This window comes from Stenotrophomonas sp. YJH_SMC_21 (assembly GCF_059369555.1).
The window spans coordinates 78,666-98,585 of the sequence record NZ_JCAFSU010000007.1 but is presented as its reverse complement, the minus strand read 5'-3'; the positions used below and the strand labels follow the sequence as shown (position 1 = coordinate 98,585).

Here is a 19,920-nt window from a genome sequence, read left to right as displayed (position 1 = left end):
CATGCAGATCGGCCCGTACACCATTGCCCCCAACGTCGTGCTGGCGCCCATGGCCGGCGTCACCGACAAGCCCTTCCGCCTGCTGTGCAAACGGCTGGGCGCGGGTCTGGCCGCCTCGGAAATGACCATCAGTGATCCGCGCTTCTGGAACACGCGCAAGTCGATCCACCGCATGGACCATGACGGCGAACCGGCCCCGATCAGCGTGCAGATCGCCGGCACCGAGCCGCAGCAGCTGGCCGAGGCCGCGCGCTACAACGTCGACCACGGCGCGCAGATCATCGACATCAACATGGGCTGCCCGGCCAAGAAGGTGTGCAACGCCTGGGCCGGTTCGGCACTGATGCGCGACGAGCAACTGGTGGCGCGCATCCTCGAGGCCGTGGTCAACGCAGTGGACGTGCCGGTCACGCTGAAGATCCGCACCGGTTGGGACTGCGACCATCGCAATGGCCCGCTGATCGCACGCATCGCCGAGGACAGCGGTATCGCGGCGCTGGCGGTGCACGGCCGTACCCGCGACCAGCACTACACCGGCCAAGCGGAGTACGCCACGATCGGCGAGATCAAGGCCGCGCTGCGCATCCCAGTGATCGCCAACGGCGATATCGATTCGCCGCAGAAGGCCGCCTACGTCCTGAAGGAAACCGGCGTGGATGCGGTGATGATCGGTCGCTCGGCGCAGGGCCGGCCGTGGATCTTCCGCGAAGTGGCGCACTACCTGGCCACCGGCGAGGAACTGCCACCGCCGTCGCTGGCGGAAGTGCGCGACATCCTGCTTGGCCACCTGCACGCGCTGCATGCGTTCTATGGCGAGCCGCAGGGCGTGCGCATCGCGCGCAAGCACCTGGGCTGGTATGCCAAGGACCGGCCGGAGAATGCCGCTTTCCGCGCGGTGGTCAATCGTGCCGAGGATCCGGCCAGCCAGATCGCATTGACCACCGAATACTTCGACCGCCTGATCGCCGGGGAACCGGCGCTGCCTTCGGCGGCCTGAGCCACCAGCCCCGCGTTTGCGAACAGTCGAGCCAGCTCGACGCTACAAGAGCCCACCATGACCCCGCCGATTTCCTCCCCGACCTATCTGCACGGGTTTTCCGGCACCGAGCAGCAGCGCCTGATGACCCAGGCCCGGCTGCTGGAGTCGAGCATCTTCGGCCAGATCGACTACAGCGGGGCGCGTCGCCTGCTGGAAGTCGGTAGCGGCGTCGGCGCACAGACCGAGATCCTGCTGCGCCGCTTCCCCGAGCTGCACGTGACCGGCGTGGACCTGAGCGAAACGCAGCTGGCCACCGCGCGCGAGAACCTGGCGCGCACGCCGTGGTGCAGCGACCGCTATACCCTGCAGCAGGCCGATGCCGGTGAGCTGCCGTTCGAGGCACGCAGCTTCGACGCGGCGTTCCTGTGCTGGGTGCTGGAGCACGTGCCGTCACCCGCACGTGTGCTGAGCGAAGTGCGCCGGGTGCTGGCACCGGGTTCGCCGGTGTACATCACCGAAGTGATGAATGCCTCGTTCCTGCTCGATCCGTATTCGCCGCACATCTGGCGCTACTGGATGGCCTTCAACGATTTCCAGTACGACCACGGGGGCGACCCGTTCGTCGGCGCCAAGCTGGGCAACCTGCTGCTGGCCGGCGGCTTCCGCGACGTGCACACCGAGATCAAGACCATCCACCTGGACAACCGCGAGCCGGCGCGTCGCAAGACGATGATCGCGTTCTGGGAACAGCTGCTGCTGTCGGCCGCCGACCAGCTGCTGCAGGCCGGCTCGGTGGACGAGGAAACCGTGGAGGGCATGCGCCGCGAGTTCCGCCTGGTGCAGAACGACCCGAACGCGGTGTTCTTCTACTCGTTCGTGCAGGGCCGCGCGACGGTGTATTGAGGCCCATCCTCGCCACAGGATGGCCTGCGGCTCCGGCGGCAACCGGCTAGAATCCCGCAGTCCCGGCCTCGGAACGGCGCGTGCCGGGATCCCCCTCTATTGCCCTCAGGCATCGGTGTGCGGGTACGTCGCGCATGGATGGACCTTACCTGCGAGCGCATGATGAGTGACAGCGGACGAACGCCTTTCTCCACCCATGATGTGAACCTGCCGGGCGGGCTCCTGCCCAGCCAGACGCGCCTGCTCGCCGGGATCATCGCGCTGTTGTGCATTCTCTACGTCGCATTCGCGCTGACGCCATCCTCCTACTCGCTGGCCTACGAGTATCTGGGCCTGGCGCCACAGAACCCGGTACTTGGCAGCGCCCGCATGATCCGCAGCGATGAGTGGATCGTGTTCACGCCCTACATCCAGATCGCGGTCAACAACGATTTCGGCCAGTTCAACGCACACTCGCCGTACCACGAGTCACTGCGCACCTTCCAGGCGCTGCCGCTGCTCGACTGGGGCCTGCTGTTCAAGCCCTACCACTGGGCGTTCTTCGTGTTGCCAGCAGCGAACGCCTATTCGTTCTTCTTCATGTTCATGGCCATGGCCTTCCTGAGCGGATGGGCCCTGTTCCTGCGCCAACTGCGGATGCCGGTACCAGCCGCAGTGCTGGTTTCGGCCACGCTGTTCTTCGCGCCATTCGTGCAGGTCTGGTGGACCAGCAATGCCGGTGCCTTCGCTCTGGCGCCCTGGGCTGCGGTGGCATGGCTGGGCATCAGCCATCGCGCGCTGCGCATCGCCGCCAGCGCCTATGCACTGGCGGCATGGCTGATCTCGGTGTCCTACCCGCCTTTCATCATTTCCTCGGTGCTGGCCCTGGCAGTGCTGATACTGGCCTTCCGGCGCGATGCCCTCACGCTTCCACGACTGATCGATGCCGGCATCGCAGGCGCGCTGGCATTGGCCGTGTTCATCGGTTACTTCCACGACATCATCCCGATCGTGCGCAACACGGTTTATCCGGGCCAGCGCCAGAGCGCCGGAGGTGGGGTCGGGCTGACGTCCCTGTTCGCGCACGTCTTCCCGAACCTGATGACCTACCGGTTTGCACCGCTGCCAATGTTCAAAGGCTCCAACGAGTGCGAGATCGCCGTACTCGGCAGCCTGTTGCCGCTGTTCACCCTGGTCCTTGCTGACGGCGCACGACTGCGCGAATGGGTGCGGGGCCACCGCAGCAGCGTGCTGGCCCTCGCCGCTGGCGTACTGCTGATCGCCTGCTGGATCTTCCTGCCCGTGCCCGTTCTGGTCGGCAAGTTGACCGGGCTCTCGATGGTGCCGCCCGCACGCGCGCTGCTGGCGTTCGGCCTGCTGCTCAACATCGGCTGCGCGATGATCCTGGTGCGTTGCGGCGTACGCCTGGAGCGCAGGCGTCTGCTGCTGCTGGCTGCGCTGCTGATGGCTGGCAGCGTGGCCAAGTTCCTGTTCGGCGAAGGCCAGTTCAGCCGCCTGCACAGCGCCGCCGATGCCCTTCCCTATCTGTGCTTGATCGGACTGGCCGTTGCCGCCCGCCGCCCAAAGCTGTCGGCGCATGCGGCCACCTTGGTCCTGGCCACCGCCGCCTTGGCCAATCTGCTGGGCAATGGCTTGTTCAACCCTGTGCAGCCTGCCGGGCCGATCTTTGCGATGGACCGCGCTGCCGTCCTGCACTCCCTGCAAGCCCGGGGCTCAGCCACCACGCCCGAAGGCGCGCTGGTGGCTCCCGGTGGGTTCGGGGCCCTCCTGCCGGGTGTTGGTATTCCCGCCGTGAACCATGTGCTGTACCTGCCACAGATGGAATACTTCCGCCGGTACTTCCCATTGATGTCCGACGAGGCGTTCAATTTCACCTTCAACCGCTACCACCACATCACCGTAGCGCCTGAGGGCGACGCACCACGGGTGCTGCAGGGGGATCTGGTGGAACTGCCGGCAAAACCCCTGCTGGCCCACCCAGCCCCATGAATCCGATGACCACCACTTCGCCCTCCGCATCCACGCCGGCTCGGATCGCCGTGATCATCCCCTGCTACAAAGTGACCCGCCACGTGCTGTCCGTGCTGGCGGCGATCGATGATGCGGTAACGGCGATCTACTGCGTGGACGATGCGTGCCCCGACGGCAGCGGCCGCCTGATCCAGGCCGAAGCCAACGACCCGCGCATCACCGTGCTGTTCCATCAGCACAACCTCGGCGTCGGCGGCGCGATCAAGACCGGGTACCGCGCGGCCATCGCCGATGGCATGGACATTCTGGTCAAGGTCGATGGCGATGGGCAGATGGACCCGGCGCTGCTGATGGACTTCGTCGCGCCGATCGCCGACGGCCATGCCGACTACACCAAGGGCAACCGATTCTGGAACCTGACCCACATCCGCCGCATGCCCCCGGTGCGGCGCCTGGGCAACCTGCTGCTGTCCTTCATGACCAAGGCTTCGTCCGGGTACTGGCAGGTGTTCGATCCGACCAACGGCTACACCGCCATCCATGCCAAGGTCGCCAGCCACCTGAAACTCGAGGCGGTCAGCGACCGCTATTTCTTCGAGACCGACATGCTGTTCCGACTGAACACCGTGCGCGCGGTCGTGCAGGATGTGGCAATGGATGCCCACTACGGCGACGAAACCAGCAACCTGCGCATTGGTCGCATCCTGGGTGAGTTCACCTTCAAGCACCTGCGCAACACGCTCAAGCGCATTGCCTACAACTATTTCCTGCGCGACCTCAGCATCGCGTCGCTGGAGCTGATCGCCGGCAGCAGCCTGCTCGCCTTCGGGGGGCTGTTCGGGCTGTACCACTGGGTACGGTCGGCCCAGGCCGATGTCGCCACGCCGGTGGGTACCATCATGATCGCCATGGTCGCGCTGATCTCCGGCCTGCAGTTCCTGCTGGCGTTCGTTGGCTTTGACATTGCCAACGTCCCACGCCAGGTGCTGAACCGTTCGATCAAGCTCAACCGCCAACCGCAGTAGAGCCACGCCATGCGTGGCTGCCACTGCCGATGTCCCGCCATCCACGCATGGCGTGGATCTACGGGTGGGCCGCACCAGTCGCGGAGGCTGCAGGCTCGTGCCAGATCCGCTGCCACATCGCCGCCAGCCGGCGCCCGGCATCCGCGCGCGCGGCCGGGCTGCTGTAATCCGTCCGCACCTGCTCGGGCGTGATCGGTCGCCACTGCCCGTCGACCTGCTCGGCCACGGCGAAGTTGAAGGTGTAGTCCGGCTCCAGCCCCATGCGAAGGTCGCTCAGGACCAGCCGCCCGTCCACCACCTGTGCACGCATGAAGCCCCGGTTGAACCACGTCAGCTGCTGCACTGCCGGGATGCTCCCTGCTTCGCGCAACGCCTGTACATTGGACGCATGGCCTTCGAACTGCATCGGTCCATGGTCGGCCACCAGCGAGCGGTCGCCCACCACGTAGCCGTTCGGCGTCATCGCCACCACGCGCCACAGCAGGGTGTTGAACGGCATCGGCACCGAGAAGCGCGGTGCATCGCCCAGACCCATCGCCGCCAGGCTCTGCTGGGCAGCACGGTCGACCTGGGCCTTTGCGATCAGGCCCCAGCCCAGGTAGCCGCTGCTGACCAGCAACGCCACGCCCAGCACCTTGCCAGCCCAGGGGCGGGCGCGGCCAAACCAGGCCAGCACGCAACCCAGCAGCAGCCACACCGTGTAGCCAAGATCGATGATGAAGACACTGGAACCCATGGTCGGGTGTGGGCGCAGCGGCCACCACAACTGGGTGCCGTAGACGGTGAACGCATCCAGCACGGGATGGGTGACCAGCGCCAGCTGGATCGCCCAGAACCAGCGCACCGGTGACTGCGCGACGCGGCCGTTGCCGAAGCGCTTGAACAACCACCAGATCAGTGCCGCCACCCAGGGCAACACCAGCAGCGAATGGCTGAAGCTGCGGTGCTCGATCATGTTCGCCACCGGGTCGGCGGCGGTGAAGCCCAACCACAGGGCATCGAGGTCCGGCAGGGTGCCGAGCGCGGCACCGGCCAGCAGGGCCGCGCGGCGCTGGCCGGGCGGAGCGATGGCAGCAGCGACGGCGCCGCCGAGCACGATCTGGGTCAGGGAATCCATGGACCGATGCTAGCGGCTTGCGGGCGCGCCGTCTCACTCCCGGACACCGCGTCTGTAGAGTCGACTGCTGGTCGACTGCTCTCCCATCAGGCCGCGGAAACCACGCGCTACGCGCGACAGTCGACTCTACGGAACGGGTTACGCCGCCTGCGACAGCCGCGCGCCCGGCAGTTCCACCAGGGTCTGGCCATTGTGATCGAGCAGGCGCAGCGCGCCATCGTGGTCTTCGGCCAGTGCGGTCAGGCTCTCCACCCAGTCGCCGTCGTTGGCGTAGACCAGGCCATCGCGTTCGACCAGCGCCGCGCGGTGGATGTGGCCGCAGACGATGCCATCCAGACCACGCCGGCGCACATCGTCCAGCCCGGCCTGCACGAAGCGCTCGATATAGCGCTCGGCGGCGCCGCTGCGCTTCTTCAGGAATTCCGACAGCGACCAGTAGCGCATGCCCAGCCGGCGCCGCGCCGCGTTCAGCGCCTGGTTGCCGGTCAGGATGCGGTAGTACAGCCAGTCGCCGAACTTTTCCTGCAGGCCGCCGAAGTGGGTCACGCCGTCGTAGTCGTCGCCATGCGCGACCAGCAGCCGGCGGCCATCGGCGGTCACATGGATGGCGCGGCGGCGCACCTGCATCGCTGGCAGCATCAGCCCGCACACCTGGCGCAGCGAGGCATCGTGGTTGCCGGGGATGTAGACGATCTCGGTGCCGGCACGGCGCAGCGCGTGCAGGGCCTGGATGACCTCGCTGTGCGACTGCCGCCAGTTGGCACGGCGATGGGCCATCCACCACAGGTCGATGATGTCGCCGACCAGGTACAGACGCTCACAGCGCAGCTGCGAGAGAAAGCGTGCCAGTTCGGTGGCATGGCAATGACGTGAACCCAGGTGCACGTCGGAGACGAACACTGCGCGCCGGTGCGGCGACAGGTTCGCCAGCACGCTCATGCCGGCGTCCCCGCATCGCGCAGGTAGCGTTTGCGCTTGTTCGGCCGGATCGCGCACAGGTCCACTTCGATCAGGCCGTCGATCGAATCGCTGAAGTCCGGGTCGACACCGAAGGCGAGGAAGCGCGCGCCACCGGGTTCGCACAGATCGGTGTACTGGCGATACAGCGTCGGCACGCCGGTGCCGAGTGCGGCCAGGTTGGCCTTGAGCACATCGAACGCGGCGCCTGCATCCAGCTCGCCAAAACTCGGCGGCGCGGCGAAGTACTGGAACGGGCGGTTCGATTCGGCCAGGCCGGCGGTACCGCCGTAATAGCGCTGGTAGTACGCCACCAGCTGCTCGCGCGCATCGCGTGGCAGCGCCGCGCTGATCGACACGGCGCCGAACAGGTAGCGGATACCCGGCCGGCACTGCAGGTAGGCACCGATGCCCTGCCACAGGTAGTCCAGGCTGCGGCTGCCCCAGTAGTCGGGCACCACGAAGCTGCGGCCCAGTTCCAGGCCTTCGGCGATGTGGGTGACGGCATCGTCGGAATAGCGGAACAGCGACGCGCTGTAGAGCCCGGACAGTCCGTGCCGGGCCAGCGCATGGGCGCCGCGCATGATCCGGTACGCGCCGGCGATGCGCTGCGCGGCCGCGTCCCAGATCACGATGTGCTCGTACTGCGGGTCGTAATCGTCCAGGTCCCGGCTGCGCCCGGTGCCCTCGCCCACCTGGCGGAAGGTCAGTTCGCGCAGGCGGCCCAGCTCCAGCAGTAGCGGCGAATCGGCAGTACAAGTGGCCAGCAGAATCTGCTTGCCGTCGGCGGTCTGGCCCAGCTGGGTGGCTGCGGCAATCCCAGCGGCGACCTGCGAGGGTGGCACCGGCGCCGCCAGCGGCTCGGGGCCTGCGAAGGCAGCGGCATTGCCGGCCGCGCCATTGCGGCCCAGCGCATACAGCGCGCGGCGTACCGACAGCAGCTGTGCGCCCGGGTCACCGCCCTTGCCCAGCTGCATCGGCTCACCGATGCTCAGGCGCAGCGGGCGGCCGCGGCGGGTGAACATCTCGCGCGCCAGCAGCGCGGTGCCGGCCGGCTTGAACAGGGTCGAGGCGCCGTAGAACAGCGCCGAGTTGCGCGCTTCCACCCGTACCGGCAGCACCGGCGCGCCGGCGGCACGGGCAAAGCGGACGAAACCGCGCTGCCAGCGACCATCGCGGATGCCTCGCAGCGAGAGGCGCGAGACCTCGCCGGCCGGGAACACGATCACGCACTGCTCGGCGGCCAGCGCCTCCTCCACAGCGTGCAGGCTGCCACGCTGGGCCTTGCCACCGAGGATGCGCACCGGCAACAGCAGGTCCTGCAGTGGCGCGATCGCCCCCAGCAGGTCGTTGGCCACGATCCGCACATCGCGGCGGATGCGGCCGACCGCGTCCAGCAGGGCCAGCGCGTCCAGTGCGCCGGACGGGTGGTTGGCGACGATCAGCAGGCGACCGGTGGCCGGGATCTTCGCCAACGCGGCCGGATCCACCTGGTACTGGCCATCGATGAACTCCAGCCCGGCGGCGACGAAGCCGAATCCGCGCAATCCTGCACTGCGCTGCAGGAACGCTTCGATCTGGTCCAACCGCGACCAGCGCCCGACGCTGCGAAGCAATGGCCGCGCCAGTTGGCCACGACGGCCATGGAACCAATCGGGAAAGCGTTGCTGGAGACGCTGTTCAAGTTCCTGCATGGCGGATCCACTCATGCCCGGCGGCCGTATTGGCCGACAGCCTGCGCCCGGCAGGCGGCAGCCAGATGGCGGTTTCGGGGCAGAACGATGACGGTCGTCCCCGGCCGGAGGGGCCGCAACCGCCCCCTCGCCACCCGGCCCGCTGTCACACTGGTGGAACACTGGGCCTCGAGGCCGGAGCCCAATCCCGTCAGGACGGCCCTTGCCGGGCCTACGCGGGCTTAACCACCGGCAACCGGTACAGGTTCACAATGCACAGGCGGCGCACCCCGTGTATCATGCGCGCCCATCTTTCCATCCGAATCAAGGGATATTACGCCTGATGTCCAGCTATCTCTTCACCTCCGAGTCGGTCTCCGAAGGCCATCCGGACAAGGTTGCCGACCAGATCTCCGATGCGGTGCTGGACGCGATCCTGACCCAGGACCAGCGCGCCCGCGTGGCCTGCGAGACCATGGTCAAGACCGGCGTTGCCATCGTGGCCGGTGAAATCACCACCAGCGCCTGGATCGACCTGGAAGCCCTGACCCGCAAGGTCATCACGGACATCGGCTACGACAGCTCCGACGTCGGCTTCGACGGCGCCACCTGCGGCGTGCTGAACCTGATCGGCAAGCAGTCGCCGCACATCGCCCAGGGCGTGGACCGCAAGAAGCCGGAAGAAATGGGCGCGGGCGACCAGGGCCTGATGTTCGGCTACGCCACCAACGAGACCGACAGCTACATGCCGGCCGCGATCCACCTGTCGCACCGCCTGGTCGAGCAGCAGGCCAAGATCCGCAAGAAGAAGAACTCGCCGCTGTCGTGGCTGCGTCCGGACGCCAAGAGCCAGGTCACCCTGCGCTATGAAAACGGCGTGGTCTCGGCCATCGACGCCGTGGTGCTGTCGACCCAGCATGCCCCGGGCATCAAGCAGAAGGACCTCATCGAGGCCGTCCGCGAAGAGATCATCAAGCCGGTGCTGCCGGCCAAGTGGCTGCACAAGGGCACCAAGTTCCACATCAACCCGACCGGCAAGTTCGAGATCGGCGGCCCGGTGGGCGACTGCGGCCTGACCGGCCGCAAGATCATCGTCGACACCTACGGCGGCTGGGCCCGTCACGGTGGTGGCGCCTTCTCCGGCAAGGACCCGTCCAAGGTCGATCGTTCGGCGGCCTACGCGGCCCGCTACGTCGCCAAGAACGTGGTTGCCGCCGGCCTGGCCGACCGTTGCGAAGTGCAGGTCTCCTACGCCATCGGCGTGGCTGAGCCGACCTCGATCTCGGTCACCACCTTCGGCACCGGCAAGATCAGCGACGACAAGATCGAGAAGCTGATCCGCAAGCACTTCGACCTGCGCCCGTACGGCATCATCAAGATGCTGGACCTGATCCACCCGATGTACCAGCAGACCGCGGCCTACGGCCACTTCGGCCGCAAGCCGAAGGAGTTCAGCTACCTCAACGGCGAAGGCGAGACCGTCAACGCCACGGCCTTCTCCTGGGAGAAGACCGACCGCGCCGCCGCCCTGCGCGCGGATGCGAAGCTGAAGTAAAGCCGGCGGGTAGAGCCGACCGGTAGAGCCGACTGTTAGTCGGCTGACCTTGAAGAAGGGCCGCGCAAGCGGCCCTTCTGCTTTCTGGTAGAGCCGGCCGCTGGCCGGCTTTTTCATGGCCTCCGGAAACAATCGCGCGGTTGCCGATACAATCCGCCGCATGTCGACCGAACTGAAAACCCACCAGCTGTCCATGACCGTGCTGATGTCGCCGGAAATGGCCAATTTCTCCGGCAAGGTCCACGGTGGTGCGATCCTGCGCCTGCTCGACCAGGTCGCCTACGCCTGCGCCAGCCGTTACGCCGGCAGCTACGTAGTCACCCTGTCGGTGGACCAGGTGATGTTCCGCCAGCCCATCGCGGTGGGCGAGCTGGTCACCTTCCTGGCATCGGTGAACTACACGGGCACCTCGTCGATGGAGATCGGCATCAAGGTGGTGGCCGAGGACATCCTCAAGCGCAGCGTGCGCCACGCCAACAGCTGCTTCTTCACCATGGTGGCGGTGGATGAGGAAGGCCGGCCGACGCCGGTGCCACCCTTGCAGCCGGTCACCTCGGACGAAAAGCGCCGCCAGGCGGCCGCGCTGATCCGCCGCCAGCTGCGTCAGGAAATGGAACAGCGCCATCTGGAACTGCTGGCGTCGAATCCGCCGTCGCCGGAGGAATGAGGTAGTGCCGGCCGCTGGCCGGCAACCTCGCGCGTGCTGCCAAACATCATGAGGGTGCCGGCCAGCGGCCGGCACTACCGCTACACCTCACCCGGTGTTCTGCACGCCCTGTGAAACACCGTTCACGCACGCCACCAGCGCACGCAGCAGATCGTCATCCTCGCGTCCGCTGGCCCGCCAGCGCTGCAGCAGGTCCACCTGCAGCATGCTGATCGGATCGACATAGGGATTGCGCAGGCGGATCGACAGCGCCAGCCGCGCATCGTGGTCCAGCAGCGTCTGCTGGTCCATCAATGCCAGCAGCCAGTGCCGGGTGAGTTCCAGTTCGCGCTGCACCTGCGGGAAGAAGCGCCCGTGCAACTCGCCGGACAGCTGCGAGAACTGCTCGGCGATGGTGATATCGCCCTTGGACAGCACCATCGAGATATCGTCCAGGAACGTACGGAAAAACGGCCAGTCTCGCGCCATATCGCGCAGGGTCTGTTCGTGGCCGGCATCCACCGCCGCCTGCAGGCCACTGCCCACGCCATACCAACCGGGAATCACCGCGCGTGCCTGGCTCCAGGCGAATACCCACGGAATCGCGCGCAGGTTGCCCAGTGCTGCGTCCTGGCCGAGCCGGCGCGACGGACGCGAGCCCAGCGTCATCCGCTCGATCACATCGATCGGCGTGGCGGTACGGAAGTAATCCATGAAGCCGGCCTGGCCAACGAACGCGCGATACACCTCACTGCTGGCCCCAGCCACCGCATCCATCACCGGCCGCCAGTCGTCCTCGCGGGGCTCGGCAGCACGCGGGCGCAGGCTGGCGCGCAGCACCGCGCCGGTGGCCTGTTCCAGCGAGCGCAAAGCCAGCGCGCGGATACCGTACTTGCGATGAATCACCTCGCCCTGCTCGGTCACCCGCAGGCGGCCATCGATGCTGCCGCGTGGTGAAGCATCCACCGCGTGCGTGGTCTTGCCACCGCCACGGCTGATCGAGCCGCCACGGCCATGGAAGAAGGTCAGGCGGATGCCCGCCTCGGCCGCCACCTCCAGCAGCTCCACCTGTGCACGCTGCAGGCCCCAGCGCGAGGCAGCGATGCCACCGTCCTTGCTGCTGTCCGAGTAGCCCAGCATCACCATCTGCACGTCGTCGCGTGCCTGCAGGTGCGCGCGATAGATCGGGTCGGCCAGCAGGTCACGCAGGGTCGCGGTGCCGCGCTTGAGATCATCCACCGTCTCGAACAGCGGTGCGATATCCAGCGGTACTGATCCGTTCTCTTCCACCAGGCCGCCACGGCGTGCCAGCGCCAGCACCGCGAGCACGTCGCTGCGGTCGTGCGCCATCGAGATGATGTAGCTGCCCAGCGCATCGCTGCCATGCCGCGCACGCGCATCGGCCAGTGCAGCGAACACCGCGTCCAGCCGCTGGTTGCCTTCGTCGTCGCCGTTGGGCAATGCCGTTTCACCGCTGGCATGCGGGCTCAGCAGCCGCGCACGGCCCGCCACATCCAGCGCCTGCCAGGCCTCTTCGCCACCCAGCACGGCGGCCAGCGCGCGCGCATGCACGCTCGACTCCTGGCGCACATCCAGCCGCGCCAGATGGAAGCCGAAGGTCTTCACCCGCCACAGCAGGCGCTGCACGGCAAAACCACCAGCGTGCTCGCCACGGTTCGCAAGCAGGCTGTCGAGGATCAGCTGCAGGTCGTCGATCAATTCGGCGGGGCCGGCGTAGGCGCCCCCGCCATTGTCCAGCGTGGCCTGCAGGCGTGCGCGCATGCGGTCGTTGAGCAGGCGGTACGGCATATCGGCGTGGCGCGGGCGCGACTGCACCTGCGGCAGCAGCTGCTGGTACTGCGCCACGCGCGCCTGCAGCGCATCGCTCACCCCTACCCGCTCGGTGGACTGGCTGAGCAGGCTGGCCAGCTGCAGCAGTTCCTTCTGGTAGCGCCCGAGCACCGCCTGCCGCTGCGCATCCAGCGTATTGCGGATGGTGTGGGCATCCACGTTCGGATTGCCGTCCATGTCGCCGCCCACCCACGTACCAAAGCGCAGCAGGCGCGGCAGCGGCAGTTCTTCGCCGTAGGTATCGCGCAGCGCCTGCTGCAGCGATTCGTACAGCACCGGGATCACCCGGTACAGCACCTGCACCAGGTAGAAGCCGACGTGCTCGCGCTCGTCATCCACGGTCGGCCGCACCGGTGAGGAATCGGTGGTCTGCCACGACGCGGTCAGCGCCATGCGGAAGCGCGCGGCATCGGCGGCGGCCTCACCCGGGGTGCGCTGGCCGTCGAGGTTGTCGACCAGGCTGGCCACCATCAGCTGCTCTTTTTCCAGCAACGCGCGGCGCACGGCTTCGGTCGGATGCGCGGTGAACACCGGTTCGATGTCGATGCGCGGCAGCCACTGCGCCAGTTCGTCCAGGCCCACGCCCTGTGCCTTCAGGTGCTGCAGCGCATCCTGCAGGCCATCGGGCTGCGGCGCGGCGGTACCGGCGCGCTGGTAATCGCGGCGGCGGCGGATGCGATGCACGCGCTCGGCGATGTTGACCACCTGGAAGTAGGTGCTGAAGGCCCGCACCATGGTCTCGGCCTGCTGCGGCGTGCGCCCGGCCAGGCCATCGGCCAGCTCCGACAGCGGCGCCTGGTTTTCGCGACGGGCGATGGCGCGGGTACGCACGTCCTCGACGTCATCAAGAAACGCGGCCGACACCTGTTCGACCAGCAGGTCGCCGACCAGTGCGCCAAGCCGGCGCACATCATCGCGAAGCGGAAGATCGGGAGAAGCAAACTCGATGCTGCTGCGGTACTCGTTCATCGGCGACGCACAGGCCTCGGTCAACGGATCCAGGCCCCAAGCCTATCCCAGAACGGGCGTCGTGCTGCGATGCAAAAATGGTTTCATCTGGTAGTGCCGGCCGCTGGCCGGCCACCTCAGGTTGCATGGCTCCATGAGGTTGCCGGCCAGCGGCCGGCACTACCAGGCCCGGTCAGCGCTTCTTCTTCGCCTTGCCCTGCTCGGCCGGGCCGATGGTCTGCTCCAGCCAGCGCTCGCTCTCGGCCAGCATGGTCATGATCGATTCGCGTGCGCGGTAGGCATGCGATTCGTTCGGCAGCATCACCAGCCGCGCGGTGCCACCCAGGCCCTTCACCGCAGCAAACATGCGCTCGCTCTGGATCGGGAAGGTGCCGGAGTTGTTGTCGTCCACGCCGTGGATGAAGAGGATCGGGTCCTTGATCCTGTCGGCGTAGTTGAACGGCGCCATCTTCTGGTAGACGTCCTGCGCCTGCCAGTAGTTGCGCTCCTCGGCCTGGAAGCCGAACGGCGTGAGCGTACGGTTGTAGGCGCCGCTGCGCGCGATACCCGCCTTGAACAGGCGCGTATGCGCCAGCAGGTTGGCGGTCATGAACGCACCGTAGGAATGGCCGCCGATGGCGATGTGATCGCGATCGGTCACGCCACGGCGCACCACTTCATCCACCGCTGCCTGCGCGTTGGCCACCAGCTGTTCGATGTAGGTGTCGTTCGGCTCCTTGTCGCCCTCGCCGATGATCGGCATCGACGGGCTGGCCAGCACCACGTAGCCCTTGGCCAGGAACGCCTGCGGGCCCCAGTAGCTGACCGCGTTGAAGCGGTACGGCGAATCAGTCACCTGGCTGGCCGCGGCTGCGCTCTTGAACTCACCCGGGTAGGCCCACATCAGCAGCGGGCGCGGGCCGTCGCGCTTCGGGTCGTAGCCCGGCGGCAGCAGCAGGGTCGCGGTCAGGTCGACGCCGTCCTTGCGCTTGTAGCGGATCTGCTCCTTCTGCACGCCCTTCAGCTGCGGCAGCGGATGGGCGAAGTGGGTCAGCGCGCGCGGTGCGCTCCCAGCATCGGCCAGCGACTGCACGTAGAAGTTGGCCGGCTCGTCCGGGCTCTCGCGGCTCAGCAGCAGCGAACTGCCCTGGTTGTCCAGCAATGCCACCGGCAGCGAATAGCTCGGCGCCTGCGAGTGGAACAGGCGGGTTGCCTTGCCCGTGGCGATGTCGAAGCGGTCCACGAACGGACGATCGCCTTCCGGCGATGCACCGGCACCGGCCAGATACAGGCTGCTGCCATCGGCGCTGGTCTGCAGCAGCGAGCGCCCGCGGTCGTCGCTGGACAACAGCGGCCGGCCCGGATCGGCATAGCGGTCCTGCGCATCGCGGTCCCACAGCAGGCGCGGCTCGGCACCGGCGTTGTCCGGGGCGATCAACCAGGTCTTGGTCCTGCGGGTCTTCCACCACGATTCGGTCAGCAGGGCCAGGTCACCGCGGCCCCAGCTGATGCCGGCCAGGCGGCTGCCAAGCTGGGCCAGGGTGACCGGCGGTTTGTCGAACGGCGCGGCCTGCATCAGCACCGCATCGCGTACCTTGGCGTCCCTGTTCGGGTCGCCGCCGTCCTGCGCTTCGGCCCAGACCAGGGTGGCGTCGGCATCACCGCGCCAGCGGATGTCGCGCACGCCGGTCACTTCGGCGTCGTTGCCGGTCGGCAGCCCTTCCACCAGCGGGCGCACGGCCACGGTGTGCACCAGCTTGCCGCTGGCACGGTCGATCACTTCGATGCGGCGCGGGAAGCTGTCCACCGGCACCACGTACGAATACGGGCGCTGCACCGGCTGGCGCAGCACGAAGCGGCCATCCGGCGACACCGAGAAGCCCATGAAGATGCCGGCCGCGCCGATCGCGCGGGTACTGCCATCCAGGCTGACTTCCATCGGCTGGGTGGTCGCGTAGTAATCGAACTGGCGCGCATCGGCCTCGTTCTTCAGCAGGTCCTGGTAGGTACGGATCGACACCACGCCGCCACCCTGGCTGGTCTGCTGCACGGCCGGGCCGGTCGGAATGCCGTCGGCGGCCGGGGCCGCACCGAGGTTGGCCGGGCGGGTGAACACCACCAGTCCGCGGCTGTCCGGCAGCCACTGGTAGCCGCTGCCGATCACCGTGTTCAGGCCGGCAACCAGGCGACGGGCGCTGCCGCCGGCCACGTCCACCAGCCACAGTTCATTGGCGCCACTGCCGGCGTCGACCTGATTGAAGGCCAGCCACTTCTGGTCCGGCGACCACGTCACACTGGCGATCGACAGCTTGGCAGGCAGGCCGCTGATCTGCCGCTCCTTGCCGTCGGCCACGTTCATCAGCCACAGCTTCTCGCCGAAGCTGAAGCGGCTGTCGGAGAACGTGCGCGGGTTGATGCGCAGGCCGGCCAGCTTCAGTTCCGGCTGCGCCACCACCTGGATCGAAGGCAGCGACGGCATCTGCATCATCGCGGCCACGTCGCGGCGCGGCGACAGGTACAACGAGGGTGCACGCGGCGCGTCCACCACCGCCTGCAGCGCGGCCGACGGCAGTTCGTAGCCGTTGACGCCCTGGGCCTGTGCGGCCACCGGCTGCGGCGCTGCGGCCCAGGCCAGCGGGGCCACCGCCAGCAGTCCCATCGACAGTACCAGGCCGGTCCAGCGCCGAGTACGGCGCGCGTGCATGCTCATCGTTCCACCTGTGTGATGCGTGAAAACACCGACCTTAACAGGCCATGCACGCGGCCCCATCTGCCGATGGTTGGGTCATCCGGATGTCACGCCGGGGCCGCGATATAATGGGGGTTCTCCCCTGCCGAGGGGCGCTGCGACCGGATCCCACGAGGCCCGGCCAGGCTCGGTAAGGTGGCTTTGTAACAACGGCGCCCGGCTAGATGCGAGCATCCGCTCGTCCACAACCGGAGCACACGAATGAACGCTGTTGCCAAGACCTTCTCCACCGAAGGTGACTACAAGATCCGCGATATCACGCTGGCCGACTGGGGCCGCAAGGAACTGGACATCGCCGAGCACGAAATGCCGGGCCTGATGTCGATCCGCCGCAAGTACCAGGCCGAGCTGCCGCTGAAGGGCGTGCGCGTGACCGGGTCGCTGCACATGACCATCCAGACCGCGGTGCTGATCGAGACCCTGAAGGACATCGGCGCCGACGTGCGCTGGGCCTCGTGCAACATCTTCTCGACCCAGGACCACGCCGCTGCCGCCATCGCCGCCACCGGCACCCCGGTGTTCGCCTGGAAGGGCGAAACCCTGGAAGAGTACTGGGACTGCACCCTGGACGCGCTGACCTTCACCCTGGCCGACGGCACCCTGACCGGCCCGGAGCTGGTGGTGGACGACGGCGGCGACGTGACCCTGCTGATCCACAAGGGCTACGAGCTGGAAAACGGCAGCGACTGGGTCAACACCGCCTCCTCCTCGCACGAAGAACAGGTCATCAAGAACCTGCTCAAGCGCGTCGCCAAGGAGCGCCCGGGTTATTGGGGCCGCGTGGTCAAGGACTGGAAGGGCGTCTCCGAAGAGACCACCACCGGCGTGCACCGCCTGTACCAGCTGGCCCAGGCCGGCACCCTGCTGATCCCGGCGATCAACGTCAACGACTCGGTCACCAAGAGCAAGTTCGACAACCTGTACGGCTGCCGCGAGTCGCTGGCCGACGGCCTGAAGCGCGCGATGGACGTGATGCTGGCCGGCAAGGTGGCCGTGGTCTGCGGCTACGGCGACGTCGGCAAGGGCTGCGCCGCCTCGCTGCGTGCCTACGGCGCGCGCGTGATCGTCACCGAGATCGACCCGATCTGCGCCCTGCAGGCGGCGATGGAAGGCTATGAAGTCAACACCATCGAATCGACCCTGGGCCGTGCCGACCTGTACGTCACCACCACCGGCAACAAGGACATCATCCGCATCGAGCACCTGAGCGCGATGAAGGACCAGGCCATCGTCTGCAACATCGGCCACTTCGACAACGAGATCCAGGTCGATGCGCTGGTGTCGTTCGCCGGCATCAAGCACGTCAACATCAAGCCGCAGGTGGACAAGTACATCTTCCCGAACGGCAACGCGATCTTCCTGCTGGCCGAAGGCCGCCTGGTGAACCTGGGCTGCGCCACCGGCCACCCGAGCTTCGTGATGTCCAACAGCTTCGCCAACCAGACCCTGGCACAGATCGACCTGTGGGCGAACAAGGACAGCTACGAGAAGAAGGTCTACCTGCTGCCGAAGAAGCTGGACGAGGAAGTGGCCCGCCTGCACCTGGAAAAGATCGGCGTGAAGCTGACCACCCTGAGCCAGGAACAGGCCGACTACATCGGCGTGCCGGTGGAAGGCCCGTTCAAGCCGGACCACTACCGCTACTGATGCCTGCGGGGTGCCGGCCAGCGGCCGGCACTACCGGTGCATGCAACACCACGGAACGGGCGCCTTCGGGCGTCCGTTCTGCGTTTGCGTGTGGCCGTACACCCCGCATCCAGTCCCCACGGTAGATCCACGCCATGCGTGGATGCTCTCCGGCAGTAGGCTCGGTCAAGGCAACGCGCCCAGCGCGCGCTACCATGCCTACATGACCCCGGCCATCAACCTGCTCAAGCGCGAGAAGATCGCCCACACCGTGCGCAGCTACGTGCATGACGCCCACGCCGAATCCTATGGCGGCGAAGCTGTCGACAAGCTCGGCCTCGATCCGGCCCAGGTGTTCAAGACCCTGCTGGCCAGCACCGAGACACACGAACTGCTGGTGGCGATCGTGCCGGTGGCCGGCCAGCTGGACCTGAAGGCCCTGGCCGAAGCGGCCGGCTGCAAGAAGTGCGAGATGGCCGCCGCCGATGCCGCGCAGCGCGCGACCGGTTACCTGGTCGGTGGCATCAGCCCACTCGGGCAGAAAAAGCGCCTGCGCACCTTCCTGGACGCCAGTGCCGAAGCGCTGCCCGCGCTGCATGTCAGCGCCGGACGCCGTGGCCTGGAAGTGGAACTGGCGCCGGCCGATCTGCTGCGCCTGACAACCGGCAACTACGCTGCCATCGGCAAGTCACGCTGATGCACTGGCCGTGGTCTGCAGCGCCGATTCCCCGGCTCGACGATGCACAGGCCGATGTGCTGCTGCAGGACCTGTTGTCGCGCGACGCAACGCGCATCACCGATGCCGCCCGCGTCGTCGCACGACTGTTCAGTGCCTCATCGTTGGACGCGTTGAGCGCACATGTGGATCTGATCGAACAACGCTGCCAGGGCATCGCGCTTGGCGGCATGCTGATCAGCAACCAGGCGTATCTGAAGGCCGCCCTGCGTCGGCTGCGTTACTGGCGTGCACGCGAGGGTTGCCTGTGCGCGCTCAACCCCGGCTACCCGTTCTTCGATCCCCGTCGCCTGATTGAACAAGGACAGATGCAGCTGCTCTCGGTGGAAGAGGCTGAGGGCTGCTGGGGCGACTGCCACACCGTTGCCTGCACGCAATGCGGCCAGCATTGGCAGGCCATCGACCGCGAGTACCATTACCCGTGGTGGGAATGGAAAGCTGCCTGAAGGCCAAGCGGCCACGCATGGCGTGGCTCTACTGCGGTCCGCACATTCACGCGATGCGTGGATGACAAATGTTGCTCACGGCCGCCAGTTCGCGTTGTTCTCCCAGAACTCGACGGAACGCCGGTAGGCTTCGCGGTCCAGCGGCACGCCGGATCCGCCCTCGTCCACGCCCAGCGCATTGCGCATCATCGTGATCGGCGCCATCGGTACCTCTTCCGGTTCGGCGGTGTAGATGCAGCCGACGATGCCCCAGTCGGCCTCGATCGGCGAGCCTTCCCTGGCCAGCTGCCCAGCGCTGTACAGGATCACCACCAGGTAGTTCGCACGCGGTGATTCCACGCCCTCGAACCAGCGCACCAGCACCGGTAGTTCCTCGCGGTTGCGCGCTTCGTAACCACTGCGCAGCAGGTGGCGGTTGGCCTCAGTGATCGGTACGGTCAGGCAGCGCGTGCTGGTCCAGTTCTCGTAGACGAACAGCTTGCAGAACGGCGCGTAGCCATCCAGCACCTTCAGCGGCGCATGCGCATTGAGGTGTGCCTCGAACTGCTCGGCAGTGCAGTCCTGGATGGTGTTGCCACGCGGCACGCGCGGGAACAGGCGGGGACGGGCGAAATCGGTGAGGACGATGGACATGGCGCGGGTGTGATCAGGAGTTCTGCTGCACAGGGTAACCGCCCCGGAGGCAGACAGGGCCGGATGCCGATGGTCACTGGCGCCAGCGTCCCGCTTGCAGCACCC

The 19,920-nt window shown here is 67.1% G+C and carries 15 protein-coding genes and 1 riboswitch; of the genes, 9 read left to right on the top strand and 6 right to left on the bottom strand.

Annotation, left to right across the window (positions count from 1 at the left end; genetic code table 11):
* Position 1 precedes the first annotated feature (1 nt).
* From dusB to AC5P67_RS11635, 4 genes are all read left to right on the top strand, one after another.
* Positions 2-997 carry a tRNA dihydrouridine synthase DusB gene (dusB, locus tag AC5P67_RS11650; protein ID WP_012479176.1) on the top strand — a complete coding sequence of 332 codons (996 nt, stop codon included), beginning with the start codon at positions 2-4 and terminating at the stop codon, positions 995-997.
* Positions 998-1,054: 57 nt separating this feature from the next.
* Positions 1,055-1,882: a class I SAM-dependent methyltransferase gene (locus AC5P67_RS11645; RefSeq protein ID WP_005408109.1), complete on the top strand. Its 828-nt coding sequence runs from the start codon at positions 1,055-1,057 to the stop codon at positions 1,880-1,882.
* 138 nt (positions 1,883-2,020) lie between these two features.
* Positions 2,021-3,871, top strand: a complete 1,851-nt coding sequence (locus AC5P67_RS11640; protein WP_138969805.1) for a DUF7657 domain-containing protein — start codon at positions 2,021-2,023, stop codon at positions 3,869-3,871.
* On the top strand, positions 3,868-4,878 hold the full coding sequence (locus AC5P67_RS11635; RefSeq protein WP_049459457.1) for a glycosyltransferase family 2 protein: 1,011 nt from the start codon (positions 3,868-3,870) through the stop codon (positions 4,876-4,878). Before AC5P67_RS11640 ends, AC5P67_RS11635 begins: the two co-directional genes overlap by 4 nt.
* A 58-nt stretch (positions 4,879-4,936) precedes the next feature.
* Here the strand turns inward: AC5P67_RS11635 and AC5P67_RS11630 are convergent, their stop codons facing one another.
* The 3 genes from AC5P67_RS11630 to olsF all read right to left on the bottom strand — a co-directional run bounded on the left by AC5P67_RS11630 (position 4,937) and on the right by olsF (position 8,646).
* The gene (locus AC5P67_RS11630; protein ID WP_099484688.1) at positions 4,937-5,995 is read right to left on the bottom strand and encodes a metal-dependent hydrolase; all 1,059 of its coding nucleotides are present in this window, start codon (positions 5,993-5,995) and stop codon (positions 4,937-4,939) included.
* Between the two features lie 138 nt (positions 5,996-6,133).
* Positions 6,134-6,934, bottom strand: a complete 801-nt coding sequence (locus AC5P67_RS11625) for a UDP-2,3-diacylglucosamine diphosphatase (protein WP_241889501.1) — start codon at positions 6,932-6,934, stop codon at positions 6,134-6,136.
* The gene (gene olsF / locus AC5P67_RS11620) at positions 6,931-8,646 is read right to left on the bottom strand and encodes a bifunctional ornithine lipid synthase OlsF (RefSeq protein WP_495214713.1); all 1,716 of its coding nucleotides are present in this window, start codon (positions 8,644-8,646) and stop codon (positions 6,931-6,933) included. The genes AC5P67_RS11625 and olsF overlap by 4 nt, the downstream gene beginning before the upstream one ends.
* A 322-nt stretch (positions 8,647-8,968) precedes the next feature.
* Between olsF and metK the strand changes: the two genes are divergently transcribed.
* Together metK and AC5P67_RS11610 are read left to right on the top strand one after the other, a co-directional pair.
* Positions 8,969-10,180 carry a methionine adenosyltransferase gene (gene metK / locus AC5P67_RS11615; protein WP_005408103.1) on the top strand — a complete coding sequence of 404 codons (1,212 nt, stop codon included), beginning with the start codon at positions 8,969-8,971 and terminating at the stop codon, positions 10,178-10,180.
* A 160-nt stretch (positions 10,181-10,340) separates the two neighbouring features.
* On the top strand, positions 10,341-10,847 hold the full coding sequence (locus AC5P67_RS11610) for an acyl-CoA thioesterase (RefSeq protein ID WP_005412266.1): 507 nt from the start codon (positions 10,341-10,343) through the stop codon (positions 10,845-10,847).
* 87 nt (positions 10,848-10,934) lie between these two features.
* Here AC5P67_RS11610 and ppc read toward each other — a convergent pair whose 3' ends face one another.
* Both ppc and AC5P67_RS11600 read right to left on the bottom strand, forming a co-directional pair.
* Positions 10,935-13,646, bottom strand: a complete 2,712-nt coding sequence (gene ppc / locus AC5P67_RS11605; protein ID WP_495201426.1) for a phosphoenolpyruvate carboxylase — start codon at positions 13,644-13,646, stop codon at positions 10,935-10,937.
* A gap of 172 nt (positions 13,647-13,818) precedes the next feature.
* On the bottom strand, positions 13,819-16,335 hold the full coding sequence (locus tag AC5P67_RS11600; protein WP_197596906.1) for a S9 family peptidase: 2,517 nt from the start codon (positions 16,333-16,335) through the stop codon (positions 13,819-13,821).
* Positions 16,336-16,455: 120 nt separating this feature from the next.
* A riboswitch (S-adenosyl-L-homocysteine riboswitch) is annotated at positions 16,456-16,539 on the top strand.
* Positions 16,540-16,575: 36 nt separating this feature from the next.
* On the opposite strand from AC5P67_RS11600, the gene ahcY reads away from it, so the two are divergent.
* From ahcY to AC5P67_RS11585, 3 genes are all read left to right on the top strand, one after another.
* Positions 16,576-18,021: an adenosylhomocysteinase gene (gene ahcY, locus AC5P67_RS11595; protein ID WP_004154241.1), complete on the top strand. Its 1,446-nt coding sequence runs from the start codon at positions 16,576-16,578 to the stop codon at positions 18,019-18,021.
* Between the two features lie 202 nt (positions 18,022-18,223).
* Positions 18,224-18,697, top strand: a complete 474-nt coding sequence (gene ybaK, locus AC5P67_RS11590; RefSeq protein WP_049459464.1) for a Cys-tRNA(Pro) deacylase — start codon at positions 18,224-18,226, stop codon at positions 18,695-18,697.
* Positions 18,697-19,182 (top strand): hypothetical protein, encoded by a 486-nt coding sequence (locus tag AC5P67_RS11585; protein ID WP_049459465.1) that lies wholly within the window; start codon positions 18,697-18,699, stop codon positions 19,180-19,182. Before ybaK ends, AC5P67_RS11585 begins: the two co-directional genes overlap by 1 nt.
* Positions 19,183-19,257: 75 nt before the next feature.
* On the opposite strand, the gene AC5P67_RS11580 is transcribed toward AC5P67_RS11585, so the two are convergent.
* Entirely contained in the window at positions 19,258-19,815 is a 558-nt protein-coding gene (locus AC5P67_RS11580; protein WP_033834446.1) for a DUF3228 family protein, read from the bottom strand.
* Positions 19,816-19,920: the final 105 nt, after the last annotated feature.